Source organism: Patulibacter brassicae, assembly GCF_033949425.1.
GTDB classification, from domain to species: Bacteria; Actinomycetota; Thermoleophilia; order Solirubrobacterales; family Solirubrobacteraceae; genus Patulibacter; species Patulibacter brassicae.
Genome location: NZ_JAXAVX010000001.1, coordinates 230,244 through 244,311 on the forward strand (window position 1 = coordinate 230,244; position 14,068 = coordinate 244,311).

16 protein-coding genes are annotated in these 14,068 nt (G+C 72.2%); 10 read left to right on the forward strand and 6 right to left on the reverse strand.

Features of this window, described 5'->3' with window-relative positions; genetic code table 11:
• Nucleotides 1–90: 90 nt before the first annotated feature.
• Nucleotides 91–603, reverse strand: coding sequence for a nitroreductase/quinone reductase family protein (locus SK069_RS01085; RefSeq protein ID WP_319952326.1), 513 nt, complete (start codon nucleotides 601–603; stop codon nucleotides 91–93).
• 143 nt (nucleotides 604–746) lie between these two features.
• On the opposite strand from SK069_RS01085, the gene SK069_RS01090 reads away from it, so the two are divergent.
• From SK069_RS01090 to SK069_RS01105, 4 genes are all read left to right on the forward strand, one after another.
• The gene (locus SK069_RS01090) at nucleotides 747–2,651 is read left to right on the forward strand and encodes a metal ABC transporter solute-binding protein, Zn/Mn family (RefSeq protein ID WP_319952327.1); all 1,905 of its coding nucleotides are present in this window, start codon (nucleotides 747–749) and stop codon (nucleotides 2,649–2,651) included.
• Nucleotides 2,648–3,511, forward strand: a complete 864-nt coding sequence (locus SK069_RS01095) for a metal ABC transporter ATP-binding protein (RefSeq protein ID WP_319952328.1) — start codon at nucleotides 2,648–2,650, stop codon at nucleotides 3,509–3,511. The genes SK069_RS01090 and SK069_RS01095 overlap by 4 nt, the downstream gene beginning before the upstream one ends.
• The gene (locus SK069_RS01100) at nucleotides 3,511–4,344 is read left to right on the forward strand and encodes a metal ABC transporter permease (RefSeq protein ID WP_319952329.1); all 834 of its coding nucleotides are present in this window, start codon (nucleotides 3,511–3,513) and stop codon (nucleotides 4,342–4,344) included. Before SK069_RS01095 ends, SK069_RS01100 begins: the two co-directional genes overlap by 1 nt.
• A gap of 87 nt (nucleotides 4,345–4,431) precedes the next feature.
• Nucleotides 4,432–4,647, forward strand: a complete 216-nt coding sequence (locus SK069_RS01105) for a hypervirulence associated TUDOR domain-containing protein (RefSeq protein ID WP_319952330.1) — start codon at nucleotides 4,432–4,434, stop codon at nucleotides 4,645–4,647.
• A gap of 33 nt (nucleotides 4,648–4,680) precedes the next feature.
• On the opposite strand, the gene zigA is transcribed toward SK069_RS01105, so the two are convergent.
• The 4 genes from zigA to SK069_RS01125 form a co-directional block, all read right to left on the reverse strand.
• Entirely contained in the window at nucleotides 4,681–5,961 is a 1,281-nt protein-coding gene (zigA, locus tag SK069_RS01110; RefSeq protein WP_319952331.1) for a zinc metallochaperone GTPase ZigA, read from the reverse strand.
• Nucleotides 5,962–6,060: 99 nt separating this feature from the next.
• On the reverse strand, nucleotides 6,061–6,654 hold the full coding sequence (locus SK069_RS01115) for a recombinase family protein (RefSeq protein WP_406628236.1): 594 nt from the start codon (nucleotides 6,652–6,654) through the stop codon (nucleotides 6,061–6,063).
• A 441-nt stretch (nucleotides 6,655–7,095) separates the two neighbouring features.
• Complete coding sequence (locus tag SK069_RS01120; protein ID WP_319952333.1) at nucleotides 7,096–7,683, reverse strand: cadmium resistance transporter; 588 nt, start codon at nucleotides 7,681–7,683, stop codon at nucleotides 7,096–7,098.
• On the reverse strand, nucleotides 7,680–8,069 hold the full coding sequence (locus SK069_RS01125) for an ArsR/SmtB family transcription factor (protein ID WP_406628237.1): 390 nt from the start codon (nucleotides 8,067–8,069) through the stop codon (nucleotides 7,680–7,682). The genes SK069_RS01120 and SK069_RS01125 overlap by 4 nt, the downstream gene beginning before the upstream one ends.
• A gap of 372 nt (nucleotides 8,070–8,441) precedes the next feature.
• Here SK069_RS01125 and SK069_RS01130 point away from each other — a divergent pair, with 372 nt between their 5' ends.
• The 3 genes from SK069_RS01130 to SK069_RS01140 all read left to right on the forward strand — a co-directional run bounded on the left by SK069_RS01130 (nucleotide 8,442) and on the right by SK069_RS01140 (nucleotide 11,431).
• On the forward strand, nucleotides 8,442–8,933 hold the full coding sequence (locus SK069_RS01130; RefSeq protein ID WP_319952335.1) for a signal peptidase II: 492 nt from the start codon (nucleotides 8,442–8,444) through the stop codon (nucleotides 8,931–8,933).
• Between the two features lie 42 nt (nucleotides 8,934–8,975).
• Complete coding sequence (locus SK069_RS01135; protein WP_319952336.1) at nucleotides 8,976–9,329, forward strand: ArsR/SmtB family transcription factor; 354 nt, start codon at nucleotides 8,976–8,978, stop codon at nucleotides 9,327–9,329.
• A gap of 140 nt (nucleotides 9,330–9,469) precedes the next feature.
• Nucleotides 9,470–11,431 carry a heavy metal translocating P-type ATPase gene (locus SK069_RS01140; protein ID WP_406628238.1) on the forward strand — a complete coding sequence of 654 codons (1,962 nt, stop codon included), beginning with the start codon at nucleotides 9,470–9,472 and terminating at the stop codon, nucleotides 11,429–11,431.
• Here SK069_RS01140 and SK069_RS01145 read toward each other — a convergent pair.
• A complete protein-coding gene (locus tag SK069_RS01145; RefSeq protein WP_319952338.1) occupies nucleotides 11,325–11,912 on the reverse strand; it encodes a signal peptidase II in 588 nt (195 codons plus the stop codon). The two genes, SK069_RS01140 and SK069_RS01145, sit on opposite strands and share 107 nt — an antisense overlap.
• 18 nt (nucleotides 11,913–11,930) lie before the next feature.
• On the opposite strand from SK069_RS01145, the gene SK069_RS01150 reads away from it, so the two are divergent.
• The 3 genes from SK069_RS01150 to SK069_RS01160 are packed head-to-tail and all read left to right on the forward strand — an operon-like array spanning nucleotide 11,931 to nucleotide 13,968.
• The gene (locus SK069_RS01150) at nucleotides 11,931–12,644 is read left to right on the forward strand and encodes a class I SAM-dependent methyltransferase (RefSeq protein ID WP_319952339.1); all 714 of its coding nucleotides are present in this window, start codon (nucleotides 11,931–11,933) and stop codon (nucleotides 12,642–12,644) included.
• Nucleotides 12,641–13,222, forward strand: coding sequence for a TlpA family protein disulfide reductase (locus SK069_RS01155; protein WP_319952340.1), 582 nt, complete (start codon nucleotides 12,641–12,643; stop codon nucleotides 13,220–13,222). Before SK069_RS01150 ends, SK069_RS01155 begins: the two co-directional genes overlap by 4 nt.
• Nucleotides 13,219–13,968, forward strand: a complete 750-nt coding sequence (locus SK069_RS01160; protein ID WP_319952341.1) for a cytochrome c biogenesis CcdA family protein — start codon at nucleotides 13,219–13,221, stop codon at nucleotides 13,966–13,968. The genes SK069_RS01155 and SK069_RS01160 overlap by 4 nt, the downstream gene beginning before the upstream one ends.
• Nucleotides 13,969–14,068: the final 100 nt, after the last annotated feature.

The window sequence follows — 14,068 nt, forward strand, 5'->3', positions numbered from 1 at the left end:
AGCGGCGACGCGCCGGCCGCGCAGGAACCCGCCAGCCGCGGCGACCCGGGCCGCCGGGAGCCAGCGATCGCCGTGGGGACCGCCGGACGCTCAGGCCGGGCGCAGCCGGACGATCGGGATCCGGCGTCCGACCGCGGCCGTGCGGCGGCGGTAGTCGGCGTAGGGCGGGTAGATGCGGTCGGCCAGCGCCCACAACCGGTCGAGCTCGGCCGGATCGACGACCTCCTCGGCGGTTCGCGGCGCGCCGCCCCCGTCCCGGGCGATGCGCACGAGCGGGTTGGCCTTGAGGTTGTGGAACCACGCCGGGTGCTTCTCGCGCCCGAAGCTCGACGCGACGAGGATCACGTCCTCGCCGTCGTGGAAGTAGAGCACCGTCGACGTCCGCTCCTGGCCGCTCTTCGCGCCGATCGTCGTCAGCAGCGCCGAGGGCAGCATGAGCCCCATGCCCACGCGCCCCTTCGTCGCGCGCATGAGCGCGGGATCGACCCGCGCCGCGACGTTGATCGCGATCCACCGCCCGGGCGGGGTCCGCAGCACGGCGGCGTAGGCTCGCGCGGGAGCGCTGAGGTCGCGGGTCGGGTCGACGCGGGGCAGCTCGCTCACGGCCGCGAGCCTACGTCGAGCGCGGGCGGCCGCTCGTGGGATCGGGGCACACGGCGCGGCACAGGCGATGGGCATCGGTCACGCGGCCACCACGGCCCGGACCAGCCAGCTCGACAGATGCTCATGAGACTCAGTCCCGTATAGTGACCTCCGCGCCGCCCCGCGGCCAGGACCCCACTGTGCTCGAGCCGTTCACCTATCCCTTCGTGCAGCAGGGCCTCTGGGCGGTGCTCGCCCTCTCGCTGGGCGCCGGCGTGCTCGGCACGTTCCTCGTCCTGCGCGGCCTCGCCTTCTTCGCCCACGGAGTCGCCGCGGCGACCTTCCCCGGGCTCGTCCTCGCGGCGGGCCTGGGCTTCGCGGCGCCGCTCGGCGCCCTCGCCGTGGCGCTGGCCTTCGCCGGCGGCGTGGGGCGACTCAGCACCGGGCGCGAGGACGGCGAGCACGGCACGACGACCGCGATGGTCCTCGTCGGAGCGCTCGCCGTCGGCGTGCTGCTCGCCAGCGACGTCTTCGACGAGGGGCCGGCGATCAACGGCCTGCTCTTCGGCAGCCTGCTGCTCATCGACGGCGGCGACCTGGCGCTGGCCGTCGGGACGAGCGCCGCCGTGCTCGTGGCGGCCGGGCTCCTCGGAGGTCGCTGGCTCGCGGTCGGCTTCGACCGCGACGGCGCGCGTGCGCTCGGCGTCCGCGGTGGGCGCAGCGACGCGGTGCTGCTCGTGCTCGTCGCGCTCGTCGCCGTCGCCACGCTCTCCGCCGTCGGCTCGCTGCTGGCCGCGGCGCTCATGGTCGTGCCCGCCGCGACCGTCCGTCCGTGGATCCGCCGGCTGCCGACGTGGCAGCTGGCCACCGTCCTGCTCACCGCGCTCACCGGCGTCGCCGGGCTCTGGCTCTCGTTCCAGACGAACGCGCCGCCCGGCGCCACCATCGCCGTCCTCTCCGGAGTCCTCTTCGTGCTCAGCCTCTCCGTCCGTGCCCTCCGCGACCGCCGGGGGCTCCGCGCCCCGGTCGTCGCGCTCGCCGCCGCCGCGCTCGGTCTCGGTGCCGCCGGCTGCGGCGGCTCCGACGGGACGACGGCCGACGGCCGCCTGTCCGTCGTGGCCACGACCACCCAGCTCGGCGACCTCGCGCGCGAGATCGGCGGCGACGCCGTGGAGGTCCACCAGGTCCTGCAGGCGAACACCGACCCGCACGAGTACGAGCCGCGGCCCGCGGACGTCCGCGAGGTCGCCCAGGCGAAGGTCGTCCTGGCCTCCGGCGACGGGCTCGATCCGTGGGTCGGCGACCTCGTCGAGCAGGGCGGCGGCGACCCGACCGTCGTCGAGGTCGGCGAGCGGGTCCCGACCCGCCGCCCGAACGTCTCCAGCGCCGAGGAGGCCGAGCACGCCCACGAGGACGAGCACGGCCACGACGACGAGCACGGCCACGAGGAGGACCACGGCCACGACGACGAGACCGCCGCCGGCCACCACCACGAGCACGAGGGCGAGTTCGACCCGCACTGGTGGCACGACCCGGAGAACGCGATCGCCGCCGTGGCGGTCGTCCGCGACGCCCTGGTGGCCGCCGACCCGGGCGCCCGGGAGCGGATCGAGCGCAGCGCCGCGGCGTACCTCGCCACGCTGCAGCGCCTGCACCGGGAGGTCCGGGCGTGCATCGCACGGGTGCCGCGCGACGAGCGGACCCTCGTCACGAGCCACGACGCCTTCGGGTACTTCGCGCAGCGCTACGGCATCCGCGTCGTCGGCGCGGTGATCCCCTCGACGACCACGCAGGCGCAGGCCTCGGCCGGCGACGTCGCCGCGCTGGGTCGGCTCGTGAAGCGCGAGCGCGTCCGCGCGATCTTCCCCGAGTCCTCGGTCAGCCCGAAGCTCGCCGAGGCGCTCGCCCGGCAGACCGGTGCCACCGCGAAGCTCTCCCTCTACGGCGACACCCTCGGCCCGAAGGGCAGCGACGGGGCGACGTACGTCGGGATGATCCAGCACAACGCCCGCGCGATGGTCGAGGGCTTCAGCGGAGGGGCGGTACGCTGCAGCTTCTCCGGCTCGTGAGCGATCCCGCCGCGCACCCCGCCGGCGCCGAGCGCGCCGCCTCCACCGTCGAGGACCCCGCCGTGCTCGGCGCGGTTCCGGCATCGCTGTGCGCGCACGCGCGGGACTCGCGCGCCGACGGCCGTCCGCTCGTCGAGCTCGAGGACGCGGCGACCGGCTACGGCCCGGACCTGCGGCTGCGCGAGGTGACGCTCACCGCGACCGCCGGGCAGCGCGTCGCGGTGCTCGGCCCCAACGGCGGCGGCAAGACGACGCTCTTCCGGCTGCTGCTCGGCGAGCTGCCGCTGCGCGGCGGCCGGCTGGCGCTCCACGACGACGTCGCGGTCGTCCCGCAGACCGAGCGCTCCCGCCTCGACTTCCCCGTCTCCGCGCTCGACGTCGTGCTCATGGGGACCATCGCGCGCCGGCCCTGGTGGCGCGGCCCGCGGCGCGAGGATCGCGAGCAGGCCCTCGCCGCGCTCGAGGTCGTCGGACTGACCGATCGCGCCGGGGCCGCCTTCGGCGCGCTCTCGGGCGGCCAGCGCCAGCGGGTGCTCGTCGCCCGCGCCCTCGTGCGCGACGCCCGGATCCTCCTGCTCGACGAGCCGTTCACCGGCCTCGACACGACGAGCGGCGACCGCCTGCACCAGCTCATCGACCGGCTCGCCGAGGCCGGGCACGTGCTGCTCATCGCCACGCACGACGTGCGCCAGGCCCAGGGCTGGGACCGCGTGCTCTGCCTCAACGGTCGCCAGGTCGCCTACGGCGCGCCGGCGGAGACGCTCAGCGTCGAGACGCTCGAGGCGACCTACGGCCGCGACCTGCTGCGGCTCGACGACGGGCGCACCGTGCGGCTGCTCGGCGATCACCACCACCACTGATGGGCGCCCTGCTGGACCCGTGGCGCGACCCGCTGATGCAGCGCGCCCTGATCGAGGTCGTGCTGCTGGGCATCGTCGGCGGCACGCTCGGCACGTGGATCGTCCTGCAGCGGCTGAGCTTCTCGGCCGAGGCCCTGCCCCACGCGATGTTCCCGGGGCTCGTCGGCGCCGCGCTGCTCGGGCTCCCGCTCGTCCTCGGCGGCGCGGCCGGCCTCGTCGTCGCCGCGATGGTGATCGCGCTCGCCTCCAGGGTCCGCGGCCTCGACCGCGACGCGGCGATCTCGATCGCGATGACGGCGCTCTTCGGGCTCGGGGTGCTCCTGGCGCTCTCCCCCGACAGCCCGCCGGGGATCGGCGAGCTCCTCTTCGGCGACGTGCTCGCGCTGACCACCGGCGACCTGGTGCTCGCCGCCGGCCTGACCGTCGTCGTGCTGGGTGCGCTGCGCGTCCTGCACGCGCGGCTGGCGATCGTCGCGTTCGACCGCGAGAGCGCCGCGAGCCTCGGCGTGGGCCCCGGGCGGATCGACCTGCTGCTCCTGCTGCTCGTGGCGCTCGCCGTCCTCATCTGCGTCCAGGCGCTCGGGAACCTCTTCGTGGCCGCGGTCCTCGTCGCGCCGGCCGCCACCGCGCGACTGCTCGGCCGCTCGCTGGTGGCCTCGATGGCGGTCGCGGTGGCGGTCGCGATCGCCTGCGGCGTCGGCGGGCTGCTGCTCTCCTACCACGCCGACACCGCGGCGGGCGCCTCGATCGCGCTCGTGACCGTCGTCGCGTACCTCCTCGCGGCGGCGGCCTCGCGCACCTCGGCGTCGCGCCGGGCCCCGCGCCCGGCGTGAGGCGCCGGGCTCGTCCTCGCGTCGGCCGTCGAGGGTCCCCGCCGGCCGCGGTGGGTCGGCCGGGACCGCAGCGGGTACGCGCACGGCATGTCGTCGCGCAAGCACGCCGAGGGTGAGCACGTCCGCTGGAAGTGGGGTGCCGGCCACGCGGAGGGGAAGGTCGCGGAGCGGTTCGAGCGCCGCGTCCAGCGAACCATCAAGGGCTCGACGATCGTGAAGAACGGCTCGGAGGAGAACCCCGCCTACCTCGTCGTCCAGGAGGACGGCGGCACGGCGCTGAAGCTCCACTCCGAGCTGTCCTGAGGACCGGGCCCGCCGCCGGGCCCGGGCGGGCCGTCAGGCAGCGAGCGACGAGCGCCGGCCGTGGCGCCCATGGCGCTGCAGCTCGTCCTCGGCCCAGCGCGGCCACGGATCGGGCAGCCCCCACCAGGCGCGCTCGCCGGCGGCGAGCTCGACGTCGGTCATGAGCGCCGCGTCGAGCCGGGCGACGAGCGCGTCGCGATCGAGGTCCTGGCCGATGAAGACGAGCTCCTGCCGGCGGTCGCCGTAGACCTCGTGCCAGTCGCGCTCGAGCCGCGCGCGGACCGCGCGGTCCGCCGGCCACTCCTCGCGGGGGACCGTCGCCCACCAGGTGCCCACGGCGCCGAGGTTCACGATCGGCCCGGCCGTCGACCACTCGCCGACGAGCCCCGGACGGCTCGCGAGCCAGAAGAACCCCTTCGAGCGCACGACCCCCGGCCACGCCGCGTGGACGGCGTCCCACAGGCGCTGCGGGTGGAACGGCCGCCGTCGGCGGTAGGCGAACGAGCCGATCCCGTACTCCTCGGTCTCGGGCTCCTCCTCCCCGCGCAGGACCTGGAGCCAGCCCGGGTGCTCGGAGGCCCGGTCGAAGTCGAACCGCCCCGTGTCCAGCAGCCGATCCAGCGGCACCCGGCCGCGCTCGGCCCGCACGAGCTCCGCGCCGCGGTTCAGTCGCCGCAGGACGTCCTCGGTCCGCGCGAGCCGGTCGGCGTCGACGAGATCGGTCTTGTTCAGCACGAGGAGGTCGGCGAACTCCACCTGGTCGACGAGCAGGTCGGCGACGGTCCGCTCGTCCTCCTCCCCCAGGTGCTCGCCGCGCTGCGCGAGGTCGTCGACCGAGCCGAGGTCGTCGAGGAACCGGGCGACGTCGACGACGGTGACCATCGAGTCCAGCCGCGCGAGGTCGCCGAGGCAGCGCCCCTCCTCGTCCTCGAAGGTGAACGTCTCGGCGACCGGCAGCGGCTCGCTGATGCCGGTCGACTCGATGACGAGGTGGTCGAAGCGCCGCTCGCCGGCGAGTCGGGCGACCTCGACGAGCAGGTCCTCGCGCAGCGTGCAGCAGATGCAGCCGTTGCTCATCTCGACCATTCGCTCCTCGACGCGCGAGAAGCCGCCGTCGGGCCCGCCGTCGCCGCCGGCCTCGCCCCGCTCGATGAGGCCCGCGTCGATGTTCACCTCGCTCATGTCGTTGACGATCACCGCGATCCGGCGGCCCTCGCGGTTGTGGAGCAGGTGGTTCAGCACCGTCGTCTTGCCGGCGCCGAGGAAGCCGGAGAGGACCGTGACGGGGAGGCGGCGATCGGGAGAGGGATCCATACCCGGACCCTATATAAGACTGAGTCTTATTTCCATCCGGTCGCGCGCCGACGCGTCCGGGTGTGGAGTTGATCGCTATCTGGCGCGGATCTTTGATCGCTATGTGGCGTTGGCCGCCGGGGCCGCAGCGGTCCGCGCGCGCTCGATCGCTCGGTAGACGGTCGAGCGGCCGATGCCGAAGAGCTCGGCGAGCTCGGCGGGGTTCTTCTCGCCGGCCTGGTGCAGCTGCACGAGGTGTCGCTCTTGGCTCGGGGAGAGCTTGGGCTTGCGGCCGCGGAGCTTGCCGGCCGCGCGCGCGACCTCGAGTCCTTCGCGGGTGCGCATGCGAATCAGGTCGGACTCGAACTCAGCGACCATCGCCAGGACGTTGAAGAGGAGCCGGCCGACGGGGTCGGTCGGGTCGTGGACGGAGCCGCCGAGGTTCAGCTTGACCTTGCGGGTCGTGAGCTCGTCGACGATGTCGCGCGCGTCCGGGAGCGACCGTGCGAGTCGGTCGAGTTTGGTGACGACGAGCACGTCGCCGGACCGGCAGGCTGCGAGCGCTTCGCGGAGGCCGGGCCGCGCGCGGTTGGTGCCGGTGAGGCCGTGGTCGACGTAGATCCGTTCGGGTTCGACGCCGAGCGCCTGGAGCGCGTTGCGTTGCGCGGTCAGCTCTTGTGCCGCGGTCGAGACGCGTGCGTAGCCGATCTTCAGTTCGCTCACGCGTAGAAGTGTGCCGTATGACGCCCGGTCATCGGGAATCAATACGGACGGGTCTATCGGGACGGCTAACCATCAGCACCCACCGACAGGCCCCGGGCGCCGCCGCTCGTCCCGGCAGACGTTCGGCTATCGGGACGGGCGGCGTGTCGCGAGTAAGTATCGGCGAGCGTACGCTCGGGATCAGCGCCCGTTCGAGTTCGGCGGGGCGTCGACGTGGAAGATCAGCCGACCGCCGGCGCTGGCTGTGTCGATCTGCTCGGTCAACGCCCCCCTCAGCGCGCCGATGAGCCCTCGGCCTCGTCTCCGCCGAGGTCGCGACCGATCTGACCGACACGTAGCCAACGAGCACGAAGAGCGGCTGGCGACACGACGCGACTACGGTTGCGTCGACTCGGCCTCGCGGCTCGAGCGACGGCCGAGATGTGCTGACAGTTAGAGGCCGAAGGCTCCGCCACTGACGAGGATGACGATGCCGAGACCGATTAGGACGACTGGGAACAGGACGTGTTCCCAGCGTTCAAGGACTTCGGCGATCGGCGGGCGAGTGGCGACGAACTTGGCCAGCATGACGAGGACCGCGACGAGAAGGAGGAAGACGACACAGAAGGCCACCACGGCCGCAGGTTCCACGCTGAGGAAGACCGGGACGTAGACACCGATGTTGTCTCCTCCGTTGGCGAAGGTGACCCCAGCAACGGTCCAGACGCCGACGTTCTTGCCCGCTGCTTGGGCGTCGTCGTCGTCACGCCAGGCTCCCCATGCGGCCCACAGTCCTAGGGCCAGGGGTATGAGCCCGAAGTACGGGATGACCTCCTGTGGGAGGAACGATCCCGCGCCCACGGACACGAGCACGGCCGCGCCCAGGATGCCCGCAAATCCCAGATACTGGCCTGCGATAAGCCGGGCCGTTGTCCCGCGTTGCCCCGCGCCGCGGGCGAAGAACAGCGAGAGCACGATGATGTCGTCGATGTTGGTGGCGATGAACAGGCCGACGGCCTGCAGAACCGAGGAGAGGATCATGCGCCCGCCTCGGCGTTGCAGCAGCCGGGGACCGAACAGGCAGGGTCGACGCACGGAGCGTTCTCGTCCACCGCGAGGCCGACCTCAGCCCGTGCGGTGAGCGCCCGCGTCAGGTGCGGGTCAGCAATCTCATAGCGCGTGCGGCGGCCCTCGGGCTCGGTAACCACGATGCCGCAGTCGTGCAGGCACACCAGACGGTTCGCCACGTTCGAGCGCGGGAGCTTCAGATCCCGAGCTGGCTCTGTCGAGTAAGCCGACCGTTCCAGCCACGACATGAGAAGTCGCGACCGCGTCGGGTCGGCCAGGGCGCGGCCCAGTCGGTTCAGTACGAAGGACCGAGTGGCATCGTCACGACAGTCGGTGCAAAGGGCCTCTGTGTGCCGCAAGCTGGTCACCCACTTACCCTAACGGCCGTGCGAACGTTTGGTGCTCTGTCCTGTTCTGGTACTTGTGGTGGCGGCGTGACACTCGCGGTCGACGTCGCGGCGAAGGGAGAGCCGAGAGCCCGATGTAGAGCGGGGAGAATGGGCAGGACGCTCCGTCGCCGCGAACGCTGCGTCGTGACTGCGGCTGCGCGCCCTCCCGGACGCCCGAGGTGTGCATCCTGCGATGGCCCGGCGGCGACGGCCGCATGATCATTAGGATGTGTCGGTGACCTGCGCTCACGGACCGCTTCCGCAGCTTTGCGCCAGCCGGCCTATCGATCGTGGGCCGCAGGCGTGAGTGGGCGAACCCTGGCCCGGCGTCGCTTGGATCTGGTGCTGCGTCGCACGGCGACGGTCGCGACGGTCACGCTCTTGGTCGATCAGTTGACGAAGCGTGTGCTGCGCGAAGCGATCGGTCGCGGAGAGGTCGTCGGATTCGTGCCTGGGCTGGACCTCGTGCACTGGCGCAACAGCGGGATTGCGTTCTCGAGCTTCGCTGACAGTCCGCTCATCGTCGGACTCCTCGTCGTCGGCGCGGTTGGGGCGGTCCTCCTCTGGTTCCTCCATCATGCGGACCTGCCGGGCGCGTGGGTGGGCGCCGGGCTCCTCGTTGGCGGGGCGGTAGGCAATACCGCTGATCGCCTCACGCTTGGCTCCGTCATCGATTTCCTCCGGGTCACTGGCGGGCCAGCGTTCAATCTCGCCGACGTCGCGATCGTCGCCGGCGCGCTCACCCTCGCGGCCGCGGCCCGACGAGAGACCCCCTCAACACCGTCTCGGCCGGTACCCGAGCCTCGACGGGCGCCACGCGTCAATCGAAACTGAAGAAAGCTGGAAACTCAGTCGCATGATCGTTAGGATGTGCGCATGACAGATTCGTGCGCGCTCCTCTGCATCGACATGGAGAAGGCCGAGGGCCTGCGTCGCGCGCGGTTGGAGCAGCCCGTGGCGGAGTCTGTGGCGGCGCTCGCGGCCGCGCTCGGCGAGCCCACGCGGCTCGCGCTGGCCCGCGCGCTGGCCGACGGGGGCGAGCTGTGCGTCTGTGATCTGTCGTGGATCGTGGAGCGGTCGGAGAAACTCGTCTCCCATCACCTGCGGAAGATGCGGACCGCTGGCGTTGCGCGGTCGCGACGCGACGGCAAGATGGTGATGTACGAGATCACCGCCGCCGGCCGCGCGCTCCTCAATGTCCTGCTGCCCGCCGGGCAGGTGCGCGCATGAGTGAGTCCAGCAGCGGCAGCGAGCCGAAGAACGGTGGGGGAGGCCCGGTCGAGTTGCAGGCGTGCGGCTGCACTCCGAAGGCCCCGGAGGCCAACGGCTGCGGCTGCGAGGTCGAGGCGCTGGTGGTGAAAACGAAGACGATTGTCGACGCGTGCGGCTGCGAGGTTGAAGTCCCGGATCCGGCTGCTCCAGTGCAGCGCCTCTACGAGGTCCGCGAGATCCAACTCGCCGCCGCGTCCGGCGTCCTGCTCGCCGCCGGTCTGCTGCTCTCGCTGTTGGACGTCAGCACCGCCCCGCGGGTGCTCGTGGTTCTAGCCCTGACCGTCGGTGGCCTGACGTTCATCCCGCAGTCGGTCCGGGCGCTCTTCCGGGGTCGCCTGTCGGTCGGGACGCTGATGACGATCGCGGCGATCGGTGCGGTGCTGCTCGGCGAGGTCGCCGAGGCCGCGACACTGGCGTTCCTCTTCTCAATCTCCGAGGCAATGGAGAGCTACGCGATGACCCGCACCCGCCAAGGGCTCCGCGCGCTCATGGACCTCGTCCCCGACCGCGCGACCGTCCGCCGCGGCGGCGTCGAGCAGACCGTCGACCCCGCCGAGCTCGTAGTCGGTGACGTCCTGGTGGTGAAGGCCGGGGAGCGGATCGCGACCGACGGAACGATCCGCACCGGCCGCTCCGCTCTGGATCTGTCCGCGATCACCGGGGAGTCCGTCCCGGCCGAGCGCGGCCCGGGCGACGCGGTCTACGCCGCCGCGATCAACGGGTCCGGCGTGCTCGAGGTCGACGTGACCGCCCGGGCCGGTGAGAACTCGCTCGCCCGCGTGGTGCGGATCGTCGAGGAGGCGCAGGAGCGCAAGGGCAGCTCGCAGCGCCTCGCCGACCGCATCGCGCGGCCACTCGTGCCCGGCGTCCTCGTCGTCGCGCTGCTGATCGCCGTGATCGGCTCGCTGGTTTCCGGCGACCCGTCGGAGTGGATCAACCGCGCGCTCGTCGTCCTCGTCGCCGCGTCGCCGTGCGCGTTCGCGATCGCCGTCCCGGTCACCGTCGTCTCCGCGATCGGGGCCGCCACCCGCTCCGGCGTCCTGATCAAGGGCGGCGCCGCGCTCGAGGCGCTCGCTAGCGTCCGCGCGGTCGCGTTGGACAAGACCGGCACCCTCACCCGCAACCAACCCCGCGTCATCGACACCCTCACTGCGGCAGGTACAACGCGCGAGGACGTGCTCGCGGTCGCCGCCGCACTGGAGGCCCGCAGCGATCACCCGCTCGCCGCCGCGATCCTGACCGCCGGCCCTGCCGACCCCGCACCGGCGGGCGACGTCGAAGCGGTCGCCGGTCACGGGCTGACCGGCACGATCGCGGGCACCGAGGCGCGTCTGGGCAAGCCTGGCTACATCGACGCCGGCCCGCTCGCCGGCGACGTCCAGCGCCTGCAGGAGCAAGGCGCGACGGTCGTGCTCGTCGAGCGCGACGGGCAGCTCATCGGAGCGGTCGCCGTCCGCGACGAGCTGCGGCCGGAGGCCGTCGAGGCCGTCGAGCTGCTTCGCGGGGTCGGGGTCCGTCAGGTGGCGATGCTAACCGGCGACAACACCGCCACCGCGACAGGCCTGGCCGGCCAGGCCGGGGTAGACCAGGTGCACGCTGAGCTCTTGCCGGAGGACAAGGTCACCGTCGTCGAGCGGATGCAGCTCGAGCATCCGGTCGCGATGGTCGGCGATGGCATCAATGACGCACCGGCGTTGGCGTCCGCAAGGGTTGGGATCGCGATGGGCGCGATGGGCTCCGACGTCGCCATCGAAGCTGCGGACGTCGCGCTCATGGGCCACGACCTCCGTGCGCTCCCCGACTCCGTCGCGCACGCCCGGCGGTCCGGACGGATCATGCGTCAGAATCTCGCGTTCTCCGGCGGCCTCCTAGTCGCGCTGGTGCCGCTGGCCGGCACCGGGGTGCTCGGGCTCGCCGCCGTGGTGGCGATCCACGAGGTCGCCGAGCTCGTCGTCATCGCCAACGGCGTGCGTGCCGCTCGCCGCGGAGCCTTCGGCCACCCCGACGCCACGACGGCCGTGGATCCGGGTCCGCGGGCGACGCGAGCGCAGCCTGCCTGACGAGCTCCGAGACCCCACCACCGTCGGGCTCGGACTGCTCGCGAAGCCCGGTGAGCAGCAGCACCAGGATGCCGGAGGTGATCGCAACGTCGGCGAGGTTGAAGACCGCGAAGTGCGGCACGGCGACGAAGTCGGTCACGTGCCCCTCCAGCAGCCGGTTGCCGAGATTGCCGACCGCCCCGCCCAACAACAGACCACCAGCGACCGGCGACTCCTTCGGCCAGCCGCGCAGGACCGCCACCGCCAGCACGACCACGAGGAACGAGATGCCCACGTACAGCACCCCGGGCGGCAGGTCCGTCAACGATCCGAACGCGATCCCGCGGTTGTGCGAGAGCTCGAGGTCGATCCCCAACGGCAACGCGACCGGCAACACCACATCGCTCTCGGCCAGCACCTTCGTTCCAACGTCGACGGCCAGTGCCGCGGCCGCCACGACCAAAGCCAGGCGCCGGCCCGACATCACGCCAAACGTTCGCACGGCCGTTAGGATAGCCGGGTGACCGGTCCGCAGCCCGAAGGGCGATCCGCACCCTCGGAAGCTGAATCGGCGGCGCTGCGGCAGCGGCGAACCACGAAGGGTGAGCGGTACGTCCCTGCCGCCGGGCACCGCGCTCTGACGCGCTTCTACGACCCTGTAATGGCCGCCACGATGCGCGAGCGGACGTTCCGCCGCGCCCTGGTGCGCGCGGCCGTCGTCCCAGGTCCGTCGGTCGTCCTCGACGTCGGGTGCGGCACGGGATCGCAGGCCATCGCGCTCGCCGACGCCGCGCCGCACGCCACGATCATTGGCATTGACGGCGACCCCGAAGCTCTCGCCCGGGCCAGAAGCCGAGGGGCCGGTCGATCGATCACGTGGGTAGAGGCGCTCGCCGACGAGCTCCCGATCGAGGACGACGCCGTGGACTGCGTCACCGCATCGCTCCTGCTCCATCACCTCTCGCCCCTGACTCGGCTGGCCGCGCTGCGGGAACTGCGACGGGTGCTGCGTCCCGGCAGCCGGCTGCACATCGCGGACTGGGGCCGCCCGCAGGACCCAGCGATGCACCTCGCGTTCCAAGCGATCCGACTGCTCGACGGCCGGGAGAACACCGCCGACCACGCCGCCGGCCGCATCCCACAGATCATCCGGGCCGCCGGCTTCTCCGATACCTGGGTCACCCACCGCCTGCGGACCGTGCTGGGCACCCTCGAGATCCTGGAAGCCACATGAGTCGCCGTTCCGCCGTTCCGCTGCTGCTGTCGCTGATGGCACTCGGGCTCCTGGCGGTCCTCACGTACGCGCTCTTTCGTCCTGACGGCAGCAACACCGGCGCGTCCTTGGACGCCAAGGTCGAACGGGGACAGATCGTGCCTGCCGCCGACCCCGACCGCGTGCTGCAAACCCTCGACGGCCAGGCGCCGAAGCGGCTGGCGGACTACCGCGGCGAGATCGTGATCCTGAACTTCTGGGCCTCGTGGTGCCAACCGTGCGAGGCCGAAGCACCACTCCTCGAGCGCGCGCACCGCCAGCTGCAGCGCACCAAGGCGGGAACCGTCCTGGGCGTTACCTACAACGACAGCCCCAACGACAGCCGCGGGTTCGTGTCGAAGTACCGGTTGACCTACCCATCACTCCTGGATCCCGGCACCGACTTCGCACAGCAGTACGGCGTGCGGGCGTTGCCTGAGACGTTCTTCATCGACCGCGAAGGCCGCATCCGCGCGATCGCGCGCGGCGAGTTGACCGCCGACTTCCTGGACCGGTCGCTCAAGCGCACCGGCTACACCGGCTCGGGCAGCGCGCGATGAGCACTGTTAGTCCCACGGTCTTCGCGGCGTTCGCCGCCGGCGCCTTGTCGTTCGTCTCGCCCTGCGTCCTGCCGCTCGTGCCGGGCTACCTGTCGGTCTTGACCGGCGGGGAAAGTACCCGCCCGAAAAACGAGCAACGCACCGGCCAGATCCTCGGTCCTGCCGCGCTGTTCTGCATGAGCTTCTCGCTCGTGTTCGTGCTCCTGGGCCTCCTAGCCACCGGCCTGTCGGCGCCGCTGAGAGGCAGCCGCGACACGCTAGACGTCATCGCCGGCGTTCTGCTGATGACCATGGGCGTCCTCTACGTCCTCACCCCTGTGATCCCGCGCCTCGGACGGACGATGCGACCCGAAGTGCTGTTGCGCCGCGCCGGCAACGGCAGCCCGATCATCGCGGGCATGGCATTCGCGATCGCCTGGACCCCGTGCGCGGGCCCGATCCTCGGCGCGATCCTCACCGCCGCGGCGACACAGTCCGGTGTCGGCGGCGGCGCGTTCCTGCTGCTGGCCTACAGCGCCGGACTCGCCGTCCCATTCCTCGCCGCCGCGCTGGCACTCGAACGCGTCACGTCCGCCGCCCGGATCCTGCGCGACCACTACGCCCTGATCTCCGCGGTCGGCGGGATCGCGCTCATTGGCATCGGCTGGCTCGTGCTCAACCACGACATGACCTGGCTGGCGTCCCAGGCCCGCAGCCTCATCGAGACCGTCCATCTCGACGGGGTCCTCCGGATCTTCGAACGATGACCCGGTCGACGATCTCTCATCCCGGAAGGCGGCTCTGACCGATGTGCGCGCAATGCATGGCCGGTGCGGCGACCATCGTCGCCGGCACCAGCGGCGCCCG